Origin of the sequence: Pseudoxanthobacter soli DSM 19599 (genome assembly GCF_900148505.1) — a bacterium.
GTDB classification, from domain to species: Bacteria; Pseudomonadota; Alphaproteobacteria; order Rhizobiales; family Segnochrobactraceae; genus Pseudoxanthobacter; species Pseudoxanthobacter soli.
In genome coordinates, this window is record NZ_FRXO01000003.1 from 197,399 (window position 1) to 219,413 (window position 22,015).

Annotated in this window: 17 protein-coding genes, 1 tRNA gene and 1 pseudogene; 14 read left to right on the forward strand and 5 right to left on the reverse strand. The window is 69.1% G+C overall.

Going from position 1 to position 22,015, the window contains the following annotated elements:
- Positions 1–222: 222 nt before the first annotated feature.
- The 11 genes from BUF17_RS08510 to BUF17_RS08560 all read left to right on the forward strand — a co-directional run bounded on the left by BUF17_RS08510 (position 223) and on the right by BUF17_RS08560 (position 11,788).
- Entirely contained in the window at positions 223–1,302 is a 1,080-nt protein-coding gene (locus BUF17_RS08510; RefSeq protein ID WP_073627605.1) for a polyamine ABC transporter substrate-binding protein, read from the forward strand.
- 298 nt (positions 1,303–1,600) lie between these two features.
- A complete protein-coding gene (locus tag BUF17_RS08515) occupies positions 1,601–2,398 on the forward strand; it encodes an ABC transporter permease (protein ID WP_073628221.1) in 798 nt (265 codons plus the stop codon).
- Positions 2,395–3,183 carry an ABC transporter permease gene (locus tag BUF17_RS08520; RefSeq protein ID WP_073627607.1) on the forward strand — a complete coding sequence of 263 codons (789 nt, stop codon included), beginning with the start codon at positions 2,395–2,397 and terminating at the stop codon, positions 3,181–3,183. The genes BUF17_RS08515 and BUF17_RS08520 overlap by 4 nt, the downstream gene beginning before the upstream one ends.
- Entirely contained in the window at positions 3,180–4,256 is a 1,077-nt protein-coding gene (locus BUF17_RS08525; protein ID WP_210215416.1) for an ABC transporter ATP-binding protein, read from the forward strand. The genes BUF17_RS08520 and BUF17_RS08525 overlap by 4 nt, the downstream gene beginning before the upstream one ends.
- 78 nt (positions 4,257–4,334) lie before the next feature.
- Positions 4,335–5,630, forward strand: coding sequence for a nucleotide disphospho-sugar-binding domain-containing protein (locus BUF17_RS08530; RefSeq protein WP_073627609.1), 1,296 nt, complete (start codon positions 4,335–4,337; stop codon positions 5,628–5,630).
- Positions 5,623–5,994 carry a cupin domain-containing protein gene (locus BUF17_RS08535; RefSeq protein WP_073627611.1) on the forward strand — a complete coding sequence of 124 codons (372 nt, stop codon included), beginning with the start codon at positions 5,623–5,625 and terminating at the stop codon, positions 5,992–5,994. Before BUF17_RS08530 ends, BUF17_RS08535 begins: the two co-directional genes overlap by 8 nt.
- A 52-nt stretch (positions 5,995–6,046) precedes the next feature.
- Positions 6,047–6,391 (forward strand): cupin domain-containing protein, encoded by a 345-nt coding sequence (locus tag BUF17_RS08540; protein WP_073627613.1) that lies wholly within the window; start codon positions 6,047–6,049, stop codon positions 6,389–6,391.
- 36 nt (positions 6,392–6,427) lie between these two features.
- Complete coding sequence (locus BUF17_RS08545) at positions 6,428–7,471, forward strand: aminoglycoside phosphotransferase family protein (protein ID WP_073627615.1); 1,044 nt, start codon at positions 6,428–6,430, stop codon at positions 7,469–7,471.
- Positions 7,472–7,484: 13 nt separating this feature from the next.
- Positions 7,485–8,990: an aldehyde dehydrogenase family protein gene (locus BUF17_RS08550; RefSeq protein WP_073627617.1), complete on the forward strand. Its 1,506-nt coding sequence runs from the start codon at positions 7,485–7,487 to the stop codon at positions 8,988–8,990.
- A 74-nt stretch (positions 8,991–9,064) separates the two neighbouring features.
- Positions 9,065–10,255, forward strand: coding sequence for a saccharopine dehydrogenase family protein (locus tag BUF17_RS08555; RefSeq protein ID WP_073627619.1), 1,191 nt, complete (start codon positions 9,065–9,067; stop codon positions 10,253–10,255).
- A 57-nt stretch (positions 10,256–10,312) separates the two neighbouring features.
- A complete protein-coding gene (locus BUF17_RS08560) occupies positions 10,313–11,788 on the forward strand; it encodes an aldehyde dehydrogenase family protein (RefSeq protein ID WP_073627621.1) in 1,476 nt (491 codons plus the stop codon).
- Positions 11,789–11,866: 78 nt separating this feature from the next.
- On the opposite strand, the gene BUF17_RS08565 is transcribed toward BUF17_RS08560, so the two are convergent.
- The 4 genes and pseudogenes from BUF17_RS08565 to BUF17_RS08580 all read right to left on the reverse strand — a co-directional run.
- Positions 11,867–11,943 (reverse strand) — tRNA-Arg (locus tag BUF17_RS08565).
- Between the two features lie 181 nt (positions 11,944–12,124).
- The gene (locus tag BUF17_RS08570; RefSeq protein ID WP_084564300.1) at positions 12,125–12,763 is read right to left on the reverse strand and encodes a gamma-glutamylcyclotransferase; all 639 of its coding nucleotides are present in this window, start codon (positions 12,761–12,763) and stop codon (positions 12,125–12,127) included.
- A gap of 565 nt (positions 12,764–13,328) precedes the next feature.
- Entirely contained in the window at positions 13,329–15,221 is a 1,893-nt protein-coding gene (locus BUF17_RS08575; protein ID WP_175563657.1) for a HoxN/HupN/NixA family nickel/cobalt transporter, read from the reverse strand.
- Between the two features lie 411 nt (positions 15,222–15,632).
- Positions 15,633–16,511, reverse strand: a pseudogene (locus tag BUF17_RS08580) (LysR family transcriptional regulator); the annotation flags it as partial.
- Positions 16,512–17,078: 567 nt separating this feature from the next.
- On the opposite strand from BUF17_RS08580, the gene BUF17_RS08585 reads away from it, so the two are divergent.
- The 3 genes from BUF17_RS08585 to BUF17_RS08595 all read left to right on the forward strand — a co-directional run bounded on the left by BUF17_RS08585 (position 17,079) and on the right by BUF17_RS08595 (position 20,882).
- The gene (locus tag BUF17_RS08585) at positions 17,079–18,209 is read left to right on the forward strand and encodes a type III PLP-dependent enzyme (protein ID WP_073627627.1); all 1,131 of its coding nucleotides are present in this window, start codon (positions 17,079–17,081) and stop codon (positions 18,207–18,209) included.
- Between the two features lie 229 nt (positions 18,210–18,438).
- Positions 18,439–18,978, forward strand: a complete 540-nt coding sequence (locus BUF17_RS08590; RefSeq protein ID WP_073627629.1) for a GNAT family N-acetyltransferase — start codon at positions 18,439–18,441, stop codon at positions 18,976–18,978.
- A 476-nt stretch (positions 18,979–19,454) separates the two neighbouring features.
- Positions 19,455–20,882, forward strand: coding sequence for a homospermidine synthase (locus BUF17_RS08595; RefSeq protein ID WP_073627631.1), 1,428 nt, complete (start codon positions 19,455–19,457; stop codon positions 20,880–20,882).
- Between the two features lie 193 nt (positions 20,883–21,075).
- Here the strand turns inward: BUF17_RS08595 and BUF17_RS08600 are convergent, their stop codons facing one another.
- Entirely contained in the window at positions 21,076–21,795 is a 720-nt protein-coding gene (locus tag BUF17_RS08600; RefSeq protein ID WP_084564304.1) for an outer membrane protein, read from the reverse strand.
- Positions 21,796–22,015: the final 220 nt, after the last annotated feature.

The following is a 22,015-nucleotide window of genomic DNA, read 5'->3' on the forward strand; positions in this document are numbered from 1 at the left end:
GAAAACCGATTGACGTATTTTTTTGAGGAATAGTACCATCAGCCTCAAGAGCGACACAGAGCCATCCGGCCGGCGCTCACCGGAGGACGAACACCGAGGGCGATGCGGCGCGCGATGCGCGGACCGCGGGCCGTCCTCGCTTCAACGAATCGCCGCTCCGCCGCGGCCCGGTCGCCAGACGACCCGGCCGCGCGTGGAGACCTGAAACGGGAGACGACCGCCATGACGACCGCCGCACGGACATCCGCAGCAAAACTGGCACGGCCTGCCCTCGCCGCCACCCTCGGGGCCGCGATGCTGGCTTCGACCGTTGCGGCCGGCCACGCCGCCGACCTCGTGATCTCCAACTGGAGCGGCTACATGGCGCCCGACATCGCGGAGACCTTCAAGGCCGCGACCGGGCTCTCCATCGAGGTGGTGAACCATGCCACCAACGAGGAGATCATGGGCAAGCTCGTCGCCGGCAAGGGCAAGGGCTACGACGTGGTGTTCGTGTCGTCGCCGTTCGCCGAGGCGCTGCACAAGATGGACCTGACGGCGCCCATCGACCACGAAAAGGTGCCGAACCTCTCCAACCTCTATCCGGAGGCGCAGCAGCTCGCCTACGATCCCGGCAACACCTTCTCCGTGCCCTATACCTGGGGCACCACGGGCCTGTGCTACCGCTCCGACCTCGTCAAGGGCCCGGTCGACAGCTGGTACAACCTGCTGAAGCCGGACGACCAGCTGAAGGGCAAGGTGACGATGCTGGCGACCGACCGCTGGCTGATGGCGGCGGGCCTCATTCCGCTCGGCTTCTCGGTCAACGCCACCGAGCCCTCGCAGATCGCCGACGCGACCAAGCTGCTGATCGAGGCCAAGAAGACCCTGCTCGCCTATGACGACACCACGTTCTATTCCAAGCTCGTCTCCGGCGAGGCGCTCTTGACCCACGCCTGGGACGGCTGGTGCAATTACGGCATCGCCGAGAACCCGGCGATCAAGTTCGTCGTGCCGAAGGAAGGCTCCGACCTGTGGGTCGACACCATCGTGGTGATGAAGAATTCCGAGAAGCAGGACGCGGCGATGAAGTTCATCAACTTCCTGCTGGAGCCGACCAACCACGCCTGGGCCGCGTCGAACATCGACTACAAGGTGCCGAACAAGGCCGCGATGGAGCTGCTGCCCGCTGACTTCCTGAAGCAGTTCCCGAACATGGCGACCCCGCCGGCCGAACTGATGAAGTACGAGCTGATGCGCGATCTCGGCCCGGCGCAGCGCGAATATTCCCGCGCCGTCAGCGAGATCAAGGCCGCGAACTGACGCCGGAAGCATCGGCGAACACCGGCCGGCGGGCTCTCCGCCCCCCCCCCCGCCGCCGGCCAAGGACCTGACGACCCGGGGCCTCAGGGCTCCGGGCGCCTTCCGCGCCGAAAGGCGGCGCGTCGCGGCCTGTGCCGCGCGAGATGATCGCCTGAGACCGATTTCGTTTCCCAGCCCCGAGGCCGGCTCGCGCCTCACCGGCCGGAGATGCCCGTTGTCGACGACCTCGCCCCGCTTCCGCCTGCTGTCGCCGCCGAACCTTTTGGCAGCCCCGGCGGTTCTCTGGCTCACGGTGTTCATGCTGGCACCGTGCGCGATGGTGCTCGCCTATTCCGTGTTCACCCGCGGCATCTATGGCGGCGTCGACTACATCCTGACGACCGAGAACTTCGTGCGGGTGTTCGATCCGCTCTATGCGCGCATCTTCCTGACCTCGGCGCGCATCGCCGGGCTCGCCACGCTGATCGCGGTCATCGTCGCCTATCCGGCGGCCTACGCGATCGCCGCCGCGCCCCGGCACCGGCAGGCGGCGCTGCTGTTCCTCGCCGTGCTGCCGTTCTGGTCGAACTACCTGATCCGCACCTATGCCTGGATCGTGCTCCTGAACCGCGAGGGGCTGGTCAACGGCGCGCTGAAGGCGCTCGGCTACGACGGCGAGCCGGTTTCCATGCTCTATACAGAGGGCGCCGTGATCACCGGCCTCGTCTACAACTACCTGCCGTTCGTGATCCTCGCGGTCTATGCCTCGCTGTCGCGGCTCGACCGCTCGCTGGTCGAGGCCTCGCGCGATCTCGGCGCCTCGGCCTTCACCACGTTCTACCGGGTGACGCTGCCCTTGACGGTGCCCGGCATCGCCGCGGGCGCGGTGTTCGTGTTCGTGCTGTCGATCGGCAACTTCGTCACCCCGGCGCTGCTTGGCGGCGGGCGGTTCCAGATGATCGGCAACCTCGTCTACGATCAGTTCCTGACCGCCAACGACTGGCCGTTCGGCGCCGCCCTCGGCTTCGTGCTGATCCTCGTGATGCTGGCGCTCCTGTCGATCCAGGCGATGCTGGCCGAGCGCGCCGCCGGCGAACGCAAGGGAGAGGCCGCATGAACGCCGCCGGCAGCCGCATCGCCGGGCGCGTGGTGCTCGGCCTCCTGTTCACCTTCCTCTATCTGCCGATCGCGGTGCTGGTGGCGCTCTCGTTCAACGAGGCCGGCCTGCCGACGGTCTGGTCGGGCTTCTCGACGCGCTGGTACGGCGCGCTGATGCAGAATGTCGACATCCTCTCGGCCGCGCGGCACACCCTGATCGTGGCGGTCGCCGCGACCGCGATCTCCACCGTGCTCGGCACCCTGCTCGCGCTGGGACTGGAGACGCGCGCCCGCAAGAGCCGCGGGCTCGAGGCGCTGGTGTTCGCGCCGATGATCATTCCCGACATCGTGCTGGCGGTGTCGCTGCTGTCGTTCTTCTCCTGGCTCGACGTCACGATGGGGCTTCACACCATCATCGTCAGCCACGTCGTGTTCGATCTCGCCTTCGTCTCCGCCGTGGTGCGGGCGCGGCTGAAATCGTTCGACTTCTCCATCGTCGAGGCCTCGCGCGATCTCGGCGCCTCGTCGTTCACCACCTTCCGGCGCATCACGCTGCCGGTGATCCTGCCGGCGGTGATCGCGGGGGCGATGCTCGCCTTCACGCTGTCCGTCGACGAATTCATCATCGCCTTCTTCACCGCCGGTGCCGGCCGGGATTCGATCACCCTTCCCATGCAGATCTATTCGATGATCCGTTTCGGCGTCACGCCGGAGATCAATGCGCTCGCCACCCTCGTCATGGGGTTCAGCATCGCCGTGCTGGTGATCTCGCAGCGCTTCAACAAGGGAGGGCTGCTGCCGTGAGCGTCGGACCCGTTCCCATCGTGCTTTCCATCGACAACGTGGTGAAGCGCTACGGCAGCGCCACGGCGGTCGCGGGCATCTCGCTCGACATCCGCGAGAACGAGTTCTTCGCCCTGCTCGGGCCCTCCGGCTGCGGCAAGACCACGCTTCTCAGGATGCTCGCCGGGTTCGAGACGCCGACCGCCGGCCGCATCCTGATCGACGGCGTCGACGTCGCCCCGGTGCCGCCGAACCGGCGGCCGGTGAACCTGATGTTCCAGTCCTACGCGCTGTTCCCGCACATGAGCGTGCGCGCCAACATCGCCTACGGGCTGGAGATGGAGGGACTGAAGCGGGCCGAGATCAAGGCCCGCGTCGACGCCATCCTGGAGACGACGCACCTCGCGCCGCTCGCCGACCGGCGGCCGGAGCAGCTTTCCGGCGGCCAGCGCCAGCGCGTCGCGCTCGCCCGCGCCCTCGTCAAGCGGCCGCGGGTGCTGCTGCTCGACGAACCGCTCGGCGCGCTCGACAAGAAGCTGCGCGAGGCGATGCAGATCGAGCTGAAGCGGCTCCAGCACGAAGTCGGCATCACCTTCGTCATGGTCACCCACGACCAGGAGGAAGCGCTGGTGATGGCCGACCGCATGGCCGTGCTGAAGGATGGCCGGCTTCTGCAGTGCGACGGTCCCCACGCCATCTACGAACAGCCCGCCGACCGCTTCGTCGCCGATTTCATCGGCGTGATGAACTTCGCAGACGGCACCGCCGCCGTTGACGGCCTGACGGCCAAGGACGGCACGGCGATCCGCGGCGAGCGGCCCGCCGGCCTCGCGCCCGGCGCCGCCGCCGTCGCCGCGGTGCGGCCGGAGCGGCTGAAGCTCGGCGCCGAGGGGGCCGACAACCGCGCCGCCGGCCGCATCGAGGCGGTCGCCTATCACGGCCTCGACCTGCAGCTTCACGTGCGCACGGCGCTGTCGCCCAAACCGTTCCTGGTGCGGCTGACGGCGGATGCCGCCGACCGCCGCCCGGTCGCGATCGGCGAGGACGTCGTCCTCGGCTGGAGCGCCGCCGATACCCGCCTGTTTCCGGCCTGAACCCGTTCCGGCCCGAACCCAATCCCTGGCCCGCACCCCTTCCGGGGCCGGGCCTCGCCTGACCTTCGGGGGATCCCAATGGCACAGAAGACCATCGCCTTCTTTCCCGAGGCCGCGTTCGGCCCGGCGCTCAACTCGGTCGGCATCGCCCAGGCCGTGGAAGCGCTCGGCCACAAGGCCGTGTTCCTCTCCGATCCCGGCTTCGTCGAGGTCTACGAGGGTTACGGCTTCAAGGCCTATCCGGTGAACCTGTCGGAGCCGATGCCGGCCGACCAGATGGCGAAGTTCTGGGAGGACTTCATCAACGGCCACATCCCGAACTTCCGCAAGTCGCCCTACGACCAGATCGACAACTACGTGAAGGACTGCTGGACCGCGATCGTCGACAGCGCCAAGTGGGCCGAGAAGGACCTGCCGGGCGTGCTGGCCGAGGTGAAGCCGGATCTGATCTGCGTCGACAACGTGATCCTGTTCCCGGCGATCAAGCAGTTCGGCAAGCCGTGGGTGCGCATCATCTCGTGCTCCGAGAACGAGATCGAGGACGACGCCATTCCGCCGCACCTCTCCGGCTGCGCCGAGAACGACCACGAAGGCCACGCCCGCTACCGCGCCCGCTTCAACGAGGTGATCAAGCCGATCCACGACGACTTCAACGGCTTCCTGGCCGCGTGCGGCGAGGACGCCTATCCGATCGGCCAGTTCTTCGAAGCCTCGCCGTTCATGAACCTGCTGCTCTATCCCGAGGCGGTGAAGTTCAACCGGTCGCATCCTTTGCCGGCAAACCGGTTCCAATATCTCGAAGGCTGCGTCCGCGCGGAGAAGCCCTACGAGGTGCCGACCTTCGCCGCCAACAACGACAAGCCGCTGCTCTATGTCTCGTTCGGCAGCCTCGGGTCAGGCGACGTCGACCTTCTGAAGCGCATCATCGAGACCGTCGGCAAGCTGCCCTACCGCGCCCTCGTCAATGTCGGCGGCTACAAGGACCAGTACGACGACGTGCCGGCGAACGTGATCATCGACAGCTGGTTCCCGCAGCCCTCGGTGATCCCGCAGGTCGACGCGGTGATCCACCACGGCGGCAACAACTCGTTCACGGAGTGCCTCTATTTCGGCAAGCCGGCGATCATCATGCCCTATGTGTGGGACGGCCACGACAACGCCACCCGCGTGCAGGAAACCGGCCACGGCTTCAAGATGCCGCGCTACGACTGGACCGACGCCGACCTCGCCGAGAAGCTCGCCGCCTGCGTCAACGATCCGGCGATGAAGGCGAAGCTCGCCGCGACCTCCGCCTCGATGCAGTCCCAGAACGGGCCGGCCAAGGCCGCCGCCATCCTCGACACGCTGGTGAAGGGGGAGACGTTCCATGGCTGACGCGCCCGCAACGCTCGCCTCGACGGCGCCGCACCTCTACAACGCCACCGCCTTCGGCGACCTCGTCGACTGGGGCGTGCAGCCCGACGCCATCGAGCCCGGCTCGCATTCGAGCGGACGGCTTCTCTACAAGGGCCCGAACAACCAGCCGGAATCGGGCCTGTGGGTCTGCACCCCCGGCCGCTGGCGGCTCTCGATCCCGCGCGACGAGCTGTGCCACTTCGTCTCCGGCCGGGCCACCTACCGCCGCGACGACGGCGAGATGATCGAGGTCGAGGCGGGAACGGTGGTGATGTTCCCCGCCGGCTGGACGGGCGAATGCACCGTCCACGAGACCATGCGCAATCTCTACATGCTGGTCTGAGCCATCGGCCTGCTTTGCCGGCTTATCTACTCCCGAACACCGGATTTTCCCGATGACGACACCCGTTCTGAAGAACCCGCTCGACGTGACCGACCTCGTGGACTGGGGCGTGATCCCCACCATGATCGAGGGCCAGTCACACACCTCCGGCAAGCTGCTGCACAAGGGGCCGGAAGGCCGCTCCGAATGCGGCATCTGGGTGTGCACGCCCGGCAAGTGGGTCTGCCACGTCACCCGCGACGAGTTCTGCCACTTCCTCTCCGGCCGCTGCACCTATGTGCACGACAACGGCGAGGTGATCGAGATCGAGCCGGACACCGCCGCCTTCTTCCCGCAGGACTGGAAGGGCGTCTGCACCGTGCATGAGACGGTGCGCAAGGTCTACATGATCCGCTGAGCCGGCCGGATCGGCCATACCGCCAGGAGGGCAGAGATGTCCGCGACATCGAGCAAGGCCGGCGAGACCGGAGAGGACGCGCGGGCCGCCGAACGCCGCCGCTTCGTGGAAGCGGCGGGCTACGACCCAGCCACGATCGTCGCCCTGCCGGCGGACGCCTCGCCGCGGCGTTATTTCCGCCTCGCCGGCGCGGTGCCGCCGCGCCTGGTGATGGACGTGGTGCCGGGTTCGGCGGACTTCCCGCCCTTCCTCGCCATCGCCGCCCATCTCAACGCGCTCGGGCTGTCGGCGCCCCGGGTGTTCGCGCACGACCTCGACCGCGGCCTTGCCGTGATCGAGGATTTCGGCTCGGACACCTTCACCCGCCTGATCGCCGCCGGGCGGCCGGAGGCGCCGCTCTACGAACTCGCCATCGACGCCCTTGCCGCCCTGCACGACGCGCCGGGCGGGCTCGACATCGACGTGCCGCTCTACGATTTCGGCCCGCTCGACGAAGAGCTCGGCATGTTTACCGGCTGGTTCGTGCCGCAGGCGGCGCCCTCGACCGATGCGGATGCCTTCGCGAAGGCGTTCATGGCGCTGTGGCACCGCGCGCTCGCCGACGTGGCGACCCGGCGCGAGGCTCTGGTGCTGCGCGACTATCACGTCGACAATCTGATGGTGATCCCGGACCGCACCGGCGTCGCCGCCTGCGGCCTGCTCGATTTCCAGGACGCGCTGGCCGGCGCCGCCGCCTACGACCTCGTGTCGCTCACCCAGGATGCGCGGCGCGACCTCGCTCCGGGCCTCGAGGAGGCGCTCGTCGCGCGCTATCTCGCGGCGCGGCCCGGCCTCGACCGGAACCGGTTCATGGCCGATTACTGGCTGCTCGCGGCCCACCGCCACACCAAGATCGCCGGCAATTTCGAGCGCCTCTCCAAGCGCGACGGCAAGCACGGCTATCTCGTCCACATCCCCCGCGTGCTCAGGCTGCTCGATGCCGCGCTCGACCGTGCGGGGCTTTCCGACATCCGCGCCCTGATGGACGGCGCGCTGCCCGGCTGGCGGGCGCACGCGCCCGTTCCCCCGGCCGGCGCCTGAAGGATCACACAGAATGTACGACCCGCAGAAGCCGGTCCATTTCCTCAATCCGCGGTTCGAGCCTTCGGGCGGCGCCGTGACCGAGGTTCGCGACCCCGCGACGCTCGCCCCCGTCGGCCGCTTCGCCGAGACCGCGCCGGACGAGATCGGCCGCGTGCTCGGCCGCGTCCGGGCGGCGCAGGCGGAATGGGCGAAGCTCGACGCCAAGTCGCGCGCGACCGCGCTGCACCGGCTCGCCAACGCCATCGAGCAGGCGGATCTTCGCACCTGCGCCGAGCTGATGACGCGGGAGATGGGCAAGCCCTATCCGGAGGCCATCGGCGAGATCGCCAACTGCGCCGGCGTGTTCCGCTATTATGCCGAACTGGCGCGGGACGAGGCCGGCAAGGTGGCCGGCACGACCCAGACGGGCTCGTTCCAGCATGTGCGTTACGAGCCTCTCGGCGTCAGCGTCCACATCATGCCGTTCAACTTCCCCATCCTGCTGATGTGCTGGACGGTGGCGGCCTCCCTGGCGGCGGGCAATGGCTGCGTGGTGAAGCCCGCACCGGCCACGACGCTGTCGACGCTCGAGTTCATGAAGCTGTTCTCGGTGCTGCCGGAAGGCCTCGTCGCCTGCCTGCCGGGCGGCGCCGCCGTCGCCGAAGCGCTGATCGCCTCCGACGACACCCATGCCGTCGCCTTCACCGGCTCGGTCGCGGCCGGCCGCGCGGTCGCCGCCGCCGCCGCCGCCCGGATGAAGCCCGCCGTGATCGAGGCCGGCGGCAGCGATCCGATGATCGTGACGGCCCACGCGCCGATCGACGTCGCGGCGGCGGGTGCCGTCACCGCCGCGTTCCATCTTTCCGGGCAGGTCTGCACCTCCGCGGAACGGTTCTACGTGGTCGACGGGGTGCACGACGCCTTCATCGAGGCGTTCGCCCGCGAGACGCGCCGCCTGCGCATCGGCCACGGGCTCGACCGCTCCGAGATCGGCCCGATGGTGAGCGAGGCGGCCCGCGCCAAGGTGATGCGCCTCGTCGACGACGCCGTCGCGAAGGGCGCGCGGGTCGTGACCGGCGGCCGCATTCCGCCGTCGCAGCCGACCGGATGGTTCTACGAGCCGACGATCCTGACCGGCACCACCCACGACATGGCGATCATGCGCGAGGAGTGCTTCGGCCCGGTCGCCGCGGTCTGCCGCGTCGCCGATTTCGACGAGGCGATCCGGCTCGCCAACGACAGCCCGTTCGGCCTCGGCGCCTCGGTGTTCACCACCTCGCTGGAAGAGGCGATGGAGGCGGCCGACCGGCTCGAAGCCGGCATGGTGTGGGTCAACAACCCGCTGATCGACAACGACGCGCTGCCGTTCGGCGGCTGGAAGGCCTCCGGGCTCGGCCGCGAACTCGGCCGCCAGGGGCTCGACGCCTTCCGCCGCTCCAAGATGGTGGTGATCGACCACAAGCCGGTCATCCAGGGCTGGTGGTACCCCTATCCCGACGAGTGGTTCCACGACGCCGGCGGGCGAAAGCACGCCTGAGGGGGCATCCGCCCCCCGCGACACCCGGAACCGTCCCGATCCGCGACTTGCGAACAGAACACGAGCATAACGTCATGAACATCACCATTCTCGGCGGCGCCGGCCTGATGGGCGCCGGCATCGTGCGCGACCTTCTTTCCGACCGGGCGATCGTGCCGATCGAAACGGTGCGGGTGTGCGACGCCTCGCCCGAGCGGATGGACGCGCTCAAGGCCGAGCTCGGCGATGCGCGCATCGCGACGTTCCCGCTGGACGTGACAGACGATTCCCGCCTCGCGGAGGCGCTCGCCGGCGCCGATATCTGCATCAACGCCGTGCCGACGCTGCTCGGCCACCAGATGCGCATCTTCGAGGCGGCGCTTTCCGCCCGCGTTCCCTATGTCGATCTCGGCGGCCTCGGCGTGTTCACGGTGAAGCAGATCGCCGAGCACGCCCGCTTCGAGGCGGCCGGTGTGACGGCGGTGGTCGGCGTCGGCTCGGACCCCGGCATGTCGAACGTGCTGTGCCGGGCGGTGGCCGACGAACTCGACACCATCGACCGCATCAACCTCTACTGGGCGGCGGAACTCGAGGGACCGGAGAACCCGGTGCTGGTGCCGCCCTATTCGATCTCCACCGTGCTGGCCGAATACGCCCAGCCGAGCACGCAGTTCCTGGACGGCCGGCACGTGGAATGCGCGCCGCTGACCGGCACAGAGGAGATCGAGCTGCCGGCGCCGTGGGGCCGCTGCAGCTTCATGTATTCCCCCCATTCCGAGCAGCTCACCGTGCCCTTGGCGGAAGGCATCCGCGAGAAGGGCATCCGCGAGTTCACCTGGAAGCTCCACCTGCCCCACCGCGAGCACGAAGCCTGGGTCGGGCTCGTCAAGGCCGGGTTCGGCGTCAACAACGATCCCGTCACCGTCGGCGGGGTTTCGGTGAAGCCGCTCGACGTGCTGAGCGCCGTCATCAGCCGCAACATCGCCGAGAACCGCGACCGCATTCCCGAGCAGCAGGGCAGCGAGATCCACTTCGCCATCGGCCGCGGCACCCGCGGCGGCAAGCCGGCGACGGTGCGCTGCGAGGTCGTGATCACGCCCGATCCGCTCTATGACGGCTATGTCGATGCCGGCACCTCGATGAACGCCTCCATCGCCGCGCAGCTCATCCTCGCCCAGCCGAAGCGGCCGGGCGTGTTCGCGCCGGAATCCTATTTCGACGTGCCGAGCTACATGCGCGAACTGGAAAAGCGCCACTTCAAGGTGCGCACCACCGTCGAGGACTGACGTTCGCGACGCCCGGCGGCGCGCGCCGGGCGATGGCCATTGCCGGGGAGAAAGCCGATGCCGAAGGCGCTTTATATCGACGGAGCGTGGGTGGAGCCCGCGGAGGGCGGCCGGTTCGCGGTGATCGACCCGGCGACGGAACAGCCGATCGCCGAGGTGGCGGCGGCGACCGCCGCCGATGTCGACAGGGCCGTGAAGGCGGCCCGCCGCGCCTTCGACGCGGGGCCCTGGCCCCGTCTTTCCGGCGGGGAACGCGCGGCGGTGCTGCGCGCCATCGCCGAGGGCATCCGCGCCCGGCTCGGCGAACTCGCCGCCATCGAGGTGGCCGACAACGGCAAGCCGCTGCCCGAGGCGGAGTGGGACATCGGCGACGCCGCCGGCTGCTTCGAGTTCTATGCCGGCCTCGCCGAGACCTTCGACGCCACGCGGGAGGAAGCCATCGCGCTGCCCGACGCGCGGTTCCGCTCGACCGCCGTCAAGGAGCCGGTGGGCGTGGTCGGCGCCATCATCCCGTGGAACTATCCGCTGCTGATGGCGGCGTGGAAGGTGGCGCCCGCCCTCGCGGCCGGCTGCACCATCGTGCTGAAGCCGTCCGAGCTGACGCCGCTGACGGCGCTCGAACTCGCCGACATCGCGGACAAGGCCGGGCTTCCCGCCGGCGTGCTCAACGTCGTCACCGGGTTCGGCGCGGCGGCGGGACAGCCGCTCGCCGACCATCCCGGCGTCGACAAGCTCGCCTTCACCGGCTCGGTGCCGACCGGCTCGCGGGTGATGCAGGCGGCGGCGCGCGACATCAAGCGCGTCAGCCTCGAACTCGGCGGCAAGTCGCCGTTCCTGGTGTTTGCCGACAGCGATGTCGAGAAGGCCGTCGAATGGATCATGTTCGGCATCTTCTGGAACCAGGGACAGGTGTGTTCCGCGACCTCCCGCGTGCTGGTGGAGCGGCCGCTCTATGACGCCGTCGTCGCGCGCCTCGTCGCCGAGAGCCGCCGGATCACCATCGGCAACGGCCGGGAAGCCGGCGTGCTGCTCGGCCCGCTCGTCTCGGCCGGGCAATATGCCAAGGTCACGGCCGCCATCGAACGCGGCGTCGCCGAGGGCGCGCGGCTCGCGGCGGGCGGCAAGCGGCCGGCGCACCTGCCGACCGGCTATTTCATCGAGCCCGCGGTGTTCGTCGACACCCCGCCCGAGAGCAGCGTGTGGCGGGAGGAGATCTTCGGCCCCGTGGTTTGCCTCGCGCCGTTCGACACCGAGGACGAGGCGATCCGCAGCGCCAACGACAGCCCGTTCGGGCTTGCGGCGGCGGTGATGTCGGACGACCTCGCGCGCTGCGAACGGGTGGCGGCGAAGCTGCGCGCCGGCATCGTCTGGATCAATTGCTCGCAGCCGACTTTCACCGAAGCGCCCTGGGGCGGCTTCAAGCAATCCGGCATCGGCCGCGAACTCGGCCGCTGGGGCTTCGAGAACTATCTCGAAGTGAAGCAGATCACCCGCTTCGAAACCGCCGAAAAGTGGGGCTGGTACATCAAGTAATCGCCGGCGTAGCGGCCTGAAGGCCGGGCGCGGCGCCGCCCGGTTCCACCATCCGGCCCGATGCTGAGCGCGGAAGACTGGTGTCCCGGAAGGGATTCGAACCCCTGACCTACGGTTTAGGAAACCGTTGCTCTATCCTGCTGAGCTACCGGGACGGCCGGCCGGTGTCCGCGGGGAGGCCCGGCGGACAGCGGGTAGCATATGGCCTGAGAGGGCTGCCGTGTTCAAGACCCCTTGAGGCCGCAAGACCTATTCAGGCCGGAAGACTTGGTGAGGCCGAAAGACCCTTTGAGGCGGACAGCCGAGGAAGCGCCGGCACGCTTGCCGGACGTGCCTTCAGGCCCGCGCGGGCGCGACGGTTTCGCCGCCTGAGCCGTCCCCGCCCGAAAGCCGCAGGCGGTCGGCGAGCCAGGACAGGTGCGGGTCGCGGATGCCGAGATCGGCGAGCGAGGCGACCGTCGACAGCACGTAATCGCGATTGTGGCCGGAGATGCCGGCGCCCTGGCGCACGAGGCGCAGTTGTTCCTCCAGCGCCAGCACGCCGGCATATTGCGGATGGCGGCGGTCGGCGACATAGACGAGCGCGGTGACGCGGGTGCCGTCCTGCAGCCGCAGCGGAACGTGCCGTTCGAGATAGACCGCCGTCGCCTGTTCCCGCTCGCGCAGATAATCGACGGTTTCCGCCCGCCGCTCCGGCGCGACGCGGAAGGCGCGGCCGATGCAGGAGCCGCCGCGATCGAGCCCGAGCACCAGCCCCGGCTGGGCCGGCGTGCCGCGATGCACATGGGAAAACACGCACAGCGACCGGTGGAAGCCGCCAAGCCGGGCGACGGCCACGGATTCGAACGCGAAGCCCGGGCGCCACATCAGCGAGCCGTAGCCGAATACCCACAGATCGCCCGGCTCCCAGGCGAGGGCCGGTCCCGCCTCGTTCGGGAGGCCGGCGGGCTGCGGGGGATTGAGCGGATCGTTCATGACGCACCGATGATCGAGACGACCGACATGGAGAGCCTAATGGAGAGCCTGTTCCGCCCGGATCGAGCCGCCCCGGTCGGCGAGGGCGTGCTCAGGCGGCTGACATCCGTGGGACACCGCACAGGCGGGAGGGCATCGGCCGGACGGCCGGGCGACGCGGCGGCAGCCGACTGCCCCATGCCGCGGACGTGTTCAAGGCGCGTGCCACGGACTCGTGCGACGCGCGTGCCGCGGGCTTGTGCGACGCGCGTACCGCGTGTGTTCGGCAGGGGGCGGCGCCGTCGTCGCAACGGTGAGGCGGCACAACGGCCAAGTTGAATGTGGATCAAGCGAAGACAAATACATTCAAGACGCACAAAAAAACAAGGCAGGCGGCATCCAAATGCCGCCTGCCTTGTTCCCCCTTGCCCCGCTGCCGGAAGCAACACACGAATGGGCTTTCGCCCCCCTGATCGTGTATGCCGTCCGGCGTCGCGACCTCTTCGATATCTCCCTTTCAGGGCTATCGAAAGCCTGGAGGCCGCGCAATCGAACAATGCGGTTCGGACGCATTTCCGCCGCACATTCAGCCGAGATGCGACAAAAGAGCCGCACTGAACAGCACCGATCCGAAAGCAAGCACCACAATTGCGCCAAAAGCCTCCACTCCCCGGTGCAGGAAGCGCAGCACACGACCATCGCGGGCGGCGAGCCGCATGGCTACGCCCTTCGCGCCCACCGCGAGCAGGGCCAGCGCGGCGACGGTGGCCGCCGTGCCGAGCGCCATGGCGAAGGTGGCGGCGATGCCCGCCGGATAGAGACCCTGGGACAGCGCGAACACCAGCACGATGAGCGCGCCCGTGCAGGGCCGCAGCCCCGCTGAGACGACGGCGCCGGCCGCCGCCCGCCAGCCGGCCGCGGCCGCCTGGGGCGAGATGGCGTGGCCGCCGCAATCGCAGTCCGGCGCGTGGATCTGGTCGGGGGCGAGGGCCTCGCCATGCATCTTGAGCCGCATCCGGCCCGGCCCCGCCGCACCGCCGAGGGCGGAGAAGGACGGCTGCGACGCGCTCGCGGCCGGCGCGGCGGAGAACAACGCCATCGTTTCCGTGCCGCCGGCCTTGAACATCGGCGCCATCGCGCCGGCAACGGCGGCGCCCGCCGGCTGCACCCCGCCGGCATCGTGCCTGGCGCTGGCGGGCCACGCCGCGAGCGCGCGCACTAGCGGACGCACGATCTTGCGCCAGACGAGATAGAGGCCGAGCAGCGTGACCGCGCCGAACGAGGCGATCTCCGCCCATTCGGCGATGGAGGTCATGGTGAAGCTGGTGACGCGGAACACCACCGCGCCGATGGTGACGATGGCGATGGCGACGCCGGCCTGGAGCAGCGACGACAGCAGCGAGAGCAGGACGGCGCGGCGCGCTGTTCCCCGGCTCGACACCAGATAGGCCGAGATCACCGCCTTGCCGTGCCCAGGCCCGGCGGCATGGAACACGCCATAGGCGAACGACACCGCGATCAGCAGCAGGATGGCGGTGCGGTCGGTCTTCATGGCCCGGAGTGCCGAGGTGAGCTCGCCATAGAACGCGCGCTGCCACTGGGCCACCACCGCGAGCAGGCCGACCGGCGGGCCGCCGGCTTCCATCAGGCCCACGCCGAACGGGCTCGCGCCCACGGTGCGGGGATGGCCTTCATCGGACGACGCGACGACGGGAACGGCCGCGGGCTTCTCCGGGCACGTCACCGTCATGGTGTTGGCGAGTTGCTCGGTGACCGCCTTGAGGTTCGGCGGCAGATCGCGTTCCTCCGCCGGGATGAGCGACAGCGTGGTCGCGGTCATCGGGTCGAGATCCGCCGGCCGCTTCACCGTGAAGGTGCAGCCTTGCGGCACCTTGCCGGCCGGGCTGCCGTCGGCGGCCTTGGCGGCGGCAAGCGAGAACGGATCCTTCTCCGTCAGCGTGAAGGCCACGAAATATTCGGGATCGTAGACGTCGAGCCGCACGGTCTTGCCGGCGGCATCGAGCGGCGTCTTGAGCGGCAGGGTAAAGAACAGCGTCAGCCGGCCGTCGGTGCCGTCGAGCCAGTACTGGGTGGGCTCGCCGAAGCGGATGCGCTCGCTGCCGACATTCATGAAGGTGAAATAGCGGTATTCGCGCAGGGAATCGACGTTCACCTTGGCGAGTGGCGCCAGCTCCGCGGGCGAAAGCTCGCCGTCGCCGTTGGCATCGAGGCCCTGGGTGGCGAAGGCGGAAAAGCCGTCGTCGAACCGCCAGACATTGCGGATGGCGGCGATGCGGCCCTGCGCATCGAACACCATCTCCTCGCGCGCCTCGACGAAGACGTGGGGATGCGCCGCCGCCGGCCCGGCCGCGCCGACCGCGAAGACGACGAAGGCCGCGATCCACCACAGCAAGGCAACGACACGGCGTGTCGGAACGGTCGGAGACGACGGCGAACGAACGCGCTCTGACAGGTGCAAGGGCGGTCTCTCCGTTGCGGTGGGCCTCGACGAGGCCGGATCCGGCCGTTCACGGCCCTCAGAGCCGGCCGCGCGCGACGCCACCGGGCGCCGAAAGTCCACCGCCCTGGCGTTCGGCCCGTTCCGCACCTCGCCGGAATCGGCGTGGGGAGTGTTGGCGGCTCAGTTGGGCGGAACGAAGGCCGGCACGCGCGCGCCGCCGCCGGCGGCGACCTTGGGGGCGGAAACGGGCTTGGCGGAAGGCGCGGCCTTGTCATTGGACGCGGCCTTGTCATTGGACCCTGCCTTGGCGACGGGCGCGCCGGGGCCTGAAGACGGCTCGTCGCGGCTCTCCTCCGGCGCGTCCCCTGGGGCAGGCAGCTGGGCAACGGGCCCGCGGCGATAGGAGACGAGACGCTCGCAGGCCTCCGGCTCGAACCAGTCCGCGAGGAAATCGACGAAGGCGCGCACCTTGCCCGACAGATGCCGGCGATGGGGATAGACGGCATAGATCGCCGAGAGATTGAGCAGGTAGTCGTCGAGCACCGTGACCAGCCGGCCGGCCTCGATATCGTCGCGCACCGTGACGAGGGGGATCGCCGCGAAGCCGAAGCCCGCCAGCGCGGCAAGGCGGCAGGCCTGCGGGCTGTTGACCTCGATGCGCCCCTTCACCGCCACCGAGCGGCGCTCGCCGTCGATGCGGAACTGCCACTGGCCGCGGCTGCGGGCGTTCGAATCGACGATGCAGGGCCGACTGGAGAGGTCGCCCGGCTCCTGCGGCACCCCGAATTCCGCCAGCGTGTCCGGCCGCACCACGACGACGATCGGGAACGGCGCCAGCTTGCGGGCGATCAGGCTGGAATCGGCGAGTTCGGTGATGCGGACGGCGACGTCGATGCCCTCCTCCACCAGATCGACGAAGCGGTCTTCGAGGCGCAGCTCGATCGAGATCAACGGCTCGCGCTTCAGGAACTCCATCACCGCCTGACCGAGATCGACGTCGCCCAGCGTTCTGGGCCCGGCGATCCGCAACAGCCCGCGCGGCTCGCGGTGGGTGTCGTGGATGGCCGATTCGAGATCGTCGATGCGCTGCAGGATCTCCGCCGCCTCGCGCAGATAGACCTGCCCCGCCTCGGTCAGCGACAATTGCCGCGTGGTGCGGTTGAGAAGCCGCACGCCGAGTTCGTCCTCGAGTTCGCGCACATATTTCGACAACAGCGCCTTCGAGCGGCCGAGCTTGCGCGCGGCGGCGGAAAAACCGCCGGCCTCGGCCACCTTCACGAATGCCTGCATGAGCGTCAGCGTGTCCATATCGTCCATAGTGGTTGAACGATGGCGCGACCTCAAGCCGTCTGATGGACGCGATCGGAACGGCACCGCACCCCGGGGGCGAAAAATGCCCCCCGGCCGCATTTTCCGCTTGAGTATGACCCGTGATGGGCCTACATGCGCCTTGCCCAATTTCGCACGTGCCTGTGGTCGCGTGCCGGTCAGGTCGGAACCCCCGACCTGGGCAGACCGGTGACCGGAGTTAAACCGGGTCTAAGCCGAGGCTCTCTCGGCGGACGCGACTTGAAGCAACGACGTAGCAGGGCTTTTTTGGTCTCTGTTCGCCCTCCAAAGGCGAGCGTTACTGAAGAGGCGACTACTTCCTTGCCGGGCGTGCGGACGGGACTTCCCGCTCCAAGCGTTGGCTTCTTTCGACCCCGCGTCACGGCCTCCACCGTTCCGGGTTCGCAAGAAGCGTGTCGGCGTCTTCGCCCGCCGGTCCTCGCGACCGGCGACCGGGTGTTCGGCCTGACGGCTGCCGTCTCCACAGCGGCACCGAACGGACGGACTCACGGACCGCTTCAACCGTCTTGCCTGGGAGCGCCCACGATGACGGCCCGTATCGTTGATTTCCTCCGCACCCGACGTCCCGAAGGTCCCTGCCTCGTGGTCGACCTCGATGTCGTGCGCGACAATTTCCTCGCCTTCCGCCGGGCCATGCCCGACACTCGGGTGTTCTACGCCGTGAAGGCGAACCCGGCTCCGGAAGTGCTGTCCGCGCTCGCCGAGCTCGGCTCGTCGTTCGATTGCGCCTCCGTGGCCGAGATCGAGATGGCGATGGCCGCCGGCGCGACCCCCGACCGCATCTCGTTCGGCAACACCATCAAGAAGGAGCGCGACGTGGCGCGCGCCTTCGAGCTGGGCGTGCGGCTCTATTCGGTCGATTGCGAGGCCGAGGTGGACAAGGTCGCCCGCGCGGCGCCCGGCGCCCATGTGTTCTGCCGCATCCTGTGCGACGGCGCCGGCGCGGAATGGCCGCTGTCGCGCAAGTTCGGCTGCGAGCCGGAGATGGCCGTCGGCGTGCTCGAGCATGCCCACCGCTCGGGCCTCGTCGCCTATGGCGTGTCGTTCCACGTCGGTTCCCAGCAGGGCAACGTCAACGCCTGGGACGGCGCGCTCGCCTCGGCGGCGGCGCTGTTCCGCGAGCTGGCCGAGCGCGGCATCCAGCTGCGCATGGTCAATCTCGGCGGCGGCTTCCCGGCGAAGTACCTCAAGGACGTGCCGGGCGTGCCGAACTACGGCCGCGCGATCCTCGATGCCGTCAGCCGGCATTTCGGCAACCGCCTGCCGGAGACCATCATCGAGCCGGGTCGCGGCATGGTCGGCAATGCCGGCGTGATCAAGGCCGAGGTGGTGCTGATCTCGCGCAAACAGGCCGACGATCCGGTGCGCTGGGTCTATCTCGACATCGGCAAGTTCGGCGGCCTCGCCGAGACGATGGACGAGGCGATCCGCTATCCGATCCGCACCGCGCACGACGGCGACGATGCCACCCCGTGCGTGCTCGCCGGCCCGACCTGCGATTCGGCCGACGTGCTCTACGAGAAGGCGCCCTACAGCCTGCCGATCTCGCTCGCGATCGGCGACGAGGTCCTGATCGAGGGCACCGGCGCCTACACGACGACCTATTCGGCCGTCGCCTTCAATGGCTTCCCGCCGCTTCAGTCCTTCGTGATCTGAAGTCGCAAGGGGCGGCTTCGGTCCGGATCGCACCGATCCGGACGAGAGGGCCCGCTCCGGCGTTTGATCCGGGCGCGATCCGCCAGCCGGGTGATTCTATCTGGCCGGACGGCGCCCTGACGGCACGGTTCCGCTTCGGGAACCGTGCGTTCGAAGCGGAATTCAGACCGGAATTGCCGCCGGACGTGGCCCCGAGCCCGCCGCCGGCCGTTCCGAGGAAGGCTCAGCCATGTTCATCCTTCGCAACGAGGCGCCGGCGGATGTCGGCGCCCGGGAGGCGCTGCTCGACGGCGCGTTCGGCCCGGCCCGCTTCCTCAAGGCGTCCGAGCGGATCCGCAAGGGCCGGCTTCCCGCCGAGGGCCTCGCGCTCGTCGCGGAAGACGCGGCCGGCCGGCTGGTGGCCACCGTGCGGCTCTGGCACGTCTCGGCCGGCGGCCGGGCCGCGCTGCTGCTCGGCCCGCTGGCGGTTTCGCCGGACCTGCAGGGCCAGGGCCTCGGCGCGACCATGATGCGCCGGGCGATGGCGGCGGCGGCGGATGCCGGCCACGGCGCCGTGATCCTGGTCGGCGACCCGGAATACTACACTCGGTTCGGCTTCTCGGCCGCGCCGACCGCGCGGCTTTCGATGCCCGGCCCGACCGAACGGCGCCGGTTCCTCGCCTGCGAGCTGCGCCCCGGCGCGCTTCAGGGCGCCGCCGGCCGCATCGTGCCGACCGGCGCGCGCATCGGCAGCGTTCCGGCCCTGCCGGCGGCCGCCGTGGCCGCCTGAGTCCGCCTTTCGCCCCCCGGCGACAAAATGTCTGCTGGGGGGCGCGGGCGTGCGACGGCGTCCGCGCGGCGCCTGTCGGCGCCGCATTGCCTGACCATCGGCGTGTGCGTCGCCCCCGACGGCCGCCAAGCGGCCAGGCGGCCTCGACGCGCTCCATAGGCGCGTGCCTGCACGCGGGCCTGAAAACCTTTTCCCACCAAATGCTTGATGCGATTGCCGCGCTCGGTCGGCCTTGAGCCGCCATCGCGGTCCCGTGCGTCGCGGAGGCGCGGCGGATGCGTGGCTGCGCGCAGGCGCGACGATCCTCGTCCGTCATCGTCCCGTTGCCGCTTCGCGATCTGATGGCAGGCACCGGGACTGGGGCCGCAGGCCGGCGCCGGAGGTGATTCGGATCGCACCGGATTGCTTTTGCCGCGGCGAGACGCGACAACCATGGCGCAATCAGGTCCATACCGGACGCAAAGGAGAGTGGAAGAATGACAGACTGGCCCGTTTATGCCCGCATCGATGGCCCCATTGTGATGATCGGTCTCGGATCGATCGGGCGGGGCACGCTGCCGCTGATCGACCGCCATTTCGAATTCGACCGCTCCCGTTACGTCGTCCTCGATCCCGTCGACACCCACAAGGGGCTTGCCGAATCCTACGGCGCCCGCTTCGTGAAGGCCGCGCTGACGCCCGACAACTACCGCGAGATCCTGACGCCGCTGTTGTCCGGCCCCGGCCGCGGCTTCTGCGTCAACCTCTCGGTGGACGTGTCGTCGGTCGCGATCATGGAACTCTGCCGCGAACTCGGCGCGCTCTATATCGACACCGTGGCCGAGCCCTGGACCGGCTTCTATTTCGACGACAGCAAGGGCCCGGCCGAGCGCTCGAACTACGCGCTGCGCGAGGCCGTGCTCGCCGCCCGCGCCCGCAATCCCGGCGGCCCGACCGCCGTTTCGTGCTGCGGCGCCAATCCCGGCATGGTGTCGTGGTTCGTGAAGCAGGCGCTCGTCAACCTCGCCGCCGACGCCGGGCACACCGGAGAGGCGCCGAAGGACCGTGCCGGCTGGGCGAAGCTCGCCGCCGATCTCGGCGTTCACGGCATCCACATCGCCGAGCGCGACACCCAGCGCGCGCGCGACCCGAAGCCGGACGACGTGTTCGTCAACACCTGGTCGGTGGAAGGCTTCGTTTCGGAAGGCCTGCAGCCGGCCGAACTCGGCTGGGGCACCGCCGAGACCTGGATGCCGGAAACCGGCCGCACCCACGAAGGCGGCTGCGGCGCGGCGATCTATCTGCTGCAGCCCGGCGCCAACACCCGCGTGCGCACCTGGACGCCTTCGACCGGGCCGCATTACGGCTTCCTCGTCACCCACAACGAGGCGATCTCCATTGCGGACTACTACACCGTGCGCGACGGCGACACGGTGACCTACCGCCCGACCTGCCATTACGCCTACCACCCGGCCAACGACGCCGTGCTGTCGCTGCACGAGATGTTCGGCGCGGAAGGGCGGATGCAGTCGAGCTGGAAGATCCTGTCGGAAGACGAGATCGTCGACGGGCGCGACGAACTGGGCGTGCTGCTCTACGGCCACGCCCGCAACGCCTACTGGTTCGGCTCGCAGCTCACCATCGAGGAAGCGCGCGGGCTTGCGCCCCATCAGAACGCCACCGGGCTTCAGGTGACCTCCGCCGTGCTCGCGGGCATGGTGTGGGCGATCGAGAATCCCGAGGCGGGCATCGTCGAGGCCGACGAGATGGACCACGCCCGCTGCCTCGAGGTGCAGAGCCCCTATCTCGGGCCGGTGGTCGGTGTCTACACCGACTGGACCCCGCTCGACCGGCGGCCGGGCTTCTTCCCGGAGGATATCGACACCTCCGCGCCCTGGTCGTTCCGCAACACGCTGGTGCGCTGACGGCGCGGCGATCCGGCCGCCGCAGCGGTGGGCCGGATCGATTGCCGATGAAACGAAAAAAGGCCGGATGCGCACGCATCCGGCCTTTTTGTTTGGCCGCGCCGGGAGATGACGCAGCCATCGCGAAAGCATCCGCCAAAGAAAAAGGCCCGGCAAAGCCGGGCCTTTCTCCTTCCGTCCGGTGAAAGCCGGATCAGAACTTGTAGGCGATGCCGGCGCGAACGATGTTCGTGTTCAGCTTCGCCTTGGCGCTCAGGCCGATGGCGCCGTAGGAGTTGCCGTAGCTCTCGGAGCCGAGGTCGGCATACAGGTACTCGACGCGGGCCAGCAGGTTCTGCGTGATGCCGCCTTCGACGCCGGCGCCCAGGGTCCAGCCAACGCGGTTGGAGGTGGACTTCACAGTGCCGCCGTTGACGGTGTCACGCAGGCGAACTTCCTGGTCGCCGTAGGCCAGACCGCCGGTGCCGTAGACCAGGAAGCGGTCGAAGGCCACGCCGGCGCGGGCGCGCACGGTGCCGAGATAGCTCGAGGACGAGCGGTAGTTCAGGGCCGACGGCATGCCGGCGGCGTAGATGGTGGACTTGCCTTCGGCGCTGGTGGCCGAGATGTCGGCTTCGGCACCGATCACGAAGTTCGGGGTCACCTGGTAGTTATAACCACCGAAGATGCCGCCGATCACGCCCGAGGTGCTCGGGTTGGACGAGTAGGGGGTGCCGAAGTCGACGCCGGTCACCTTGCCGTTGCCGAAGGAGCCGCCGAGCGAGGCACCGAGATAGGCGCCGGTCCAGTTGAACACCGGGGCGACCGGGGCCGGGGCCACCTCGACCGGGGGGGTCGGCTCGGGCAGGTCGGCGGCCATGGCGGTGGTGGCGAGGCCGAAGGCAGCCACGGACGACAGCAGAAGACGCTTCATGATCTCTAACTCCTCTTACACAAGCCCTTGGGGTCTTCCCTGGCCGGACTTAGCCCCCAGGGCCCGATTAATCTCGCAACGCAACCTCGGTCGGATGGTCGTAGCCGGTGGTGCGTCTTGGTCGTCATATAGGGTGGTCAATCTAGGCGATTGGAAGGCAAATTTGCGGCCGTCTGGACAGCTTCCATTCGTTCTCGATTGCTGTTGCGACGATGCAACA

What these genes read in the sequence shown, in the direction of transcription:
- BUF17_RS08510 (WP_073627605.1), top strand. Translation starts at nt 223, where the DNA reads ATGACGACCGCCGCACGGACATCCGCAGCAAAACTGGCACGGCCTGCC.
- BUF17_RS08515 (WP_073628221.1), top strand. Translation starts at nt 1,601, where the DNA reads ATGCTGGCACCGTGCGCGATGGTGCTCGCCTATTCCGTGTTCACCCGC.
- BUF17_RS08520 (WP_073627607.1), top strand. Translation starts at nt 2,395, where the DNA reads ATGAACGCCGCCGGCAGCCGCATCGCCGGGCGCGTGGTGCTCGGCCTC.
- BUF17_RS08530 (WP_073627609.1), top strand. Translation starts at nt 4,335, where the DNA reads ATGGCACAGAAGACCATCGCCTTCTTTCCCGAGGCCGCGTTCGGCCCG.
- BUF17_RS08535 (WP_073627611.1), top strand. Translation starts at nt 5,623, where the DNA reads ATGGCTGACGCGCCCGCAACGCTCGCCTCGACGGCGCCGCACCTCTAC.
- BUF17_RS08540 (WP_073627613.1), top strand. Translation starts at nt 6,047, where the DNA reads ATGACGACACCCGTTCTGAAGAACCCGCTCGACGTGACCGACCTCGTG.
- BUF17_RS08545 (WP_073627615.1), top strand. Translation starts at nt 6,428, where the DNA reads ATGTCCGCGACATCGAGCAAGGCCGGCGAGACCGGAGAGGACGCGCGG.
- BUF17_RS08550 (WP_073627617.1), top strand. Translation starts at nt 7,485, where the DNA reads ATGTACGACCCGCAGAAGCCGGTCCATTTCCTCAATCCGCGGTTCGAG.
- BUF17_RS08555 (WP_073627619.1), top strand. Translation starts at nt 9,065, where the DNA reads ATGAACATCACCATTCTCGGCGGCGCCGGCCTGATGGGCGCCGGCATC.
- BUF17_RS08560 (WP_073627621.1), top strand. Translation starts at nt 10,313, where the DNA reads ATGCCGAAGGCGCTTTATATCGACGGAGCGTGGGTGGAGCCCGCGGAG.
- BUF17_RS08570 (WP_084564300.1), bottom strand. Translation starts at nt 12,763, where the DNA reads ATGAACGATCCGCTCAATCCCCCGCAGCCCGCCGGCCTCCCGAACGAG.
- BUF17_RS08585 (WP_073627627.1), top strand. Translation starts at nt 17,079, where the DNA reads ATGACGGCCCGTATCGTTGATTTCCTCCGCACCCGACGTCCCGAAGGT.
- BUF17_RS08590 (WP_073627629.1), top strand. Translation starts at nt 18,439, where the DNA reads ATGTTCATCCTTCGCAACGAGGCGCCGGCGGATGTCGGCGCCCGGGAG.
- BUF17_RS08595 (WP_073627631.1), top strand. Translation starts at nt 19,455, where the DNA reads ATGACAGACTGGCCCGTTTATGCCCGCATCGATGGCCCCATTGTGATG.
- BUF17_RS08600 (WP_084564304.1), bottom strand. Translation starts at nt 21,795, where the DNA reads ATGAAGCGTCTTCTGCTGTCGTCCGTGGCTGCCTTCGGCCTCGCCACC.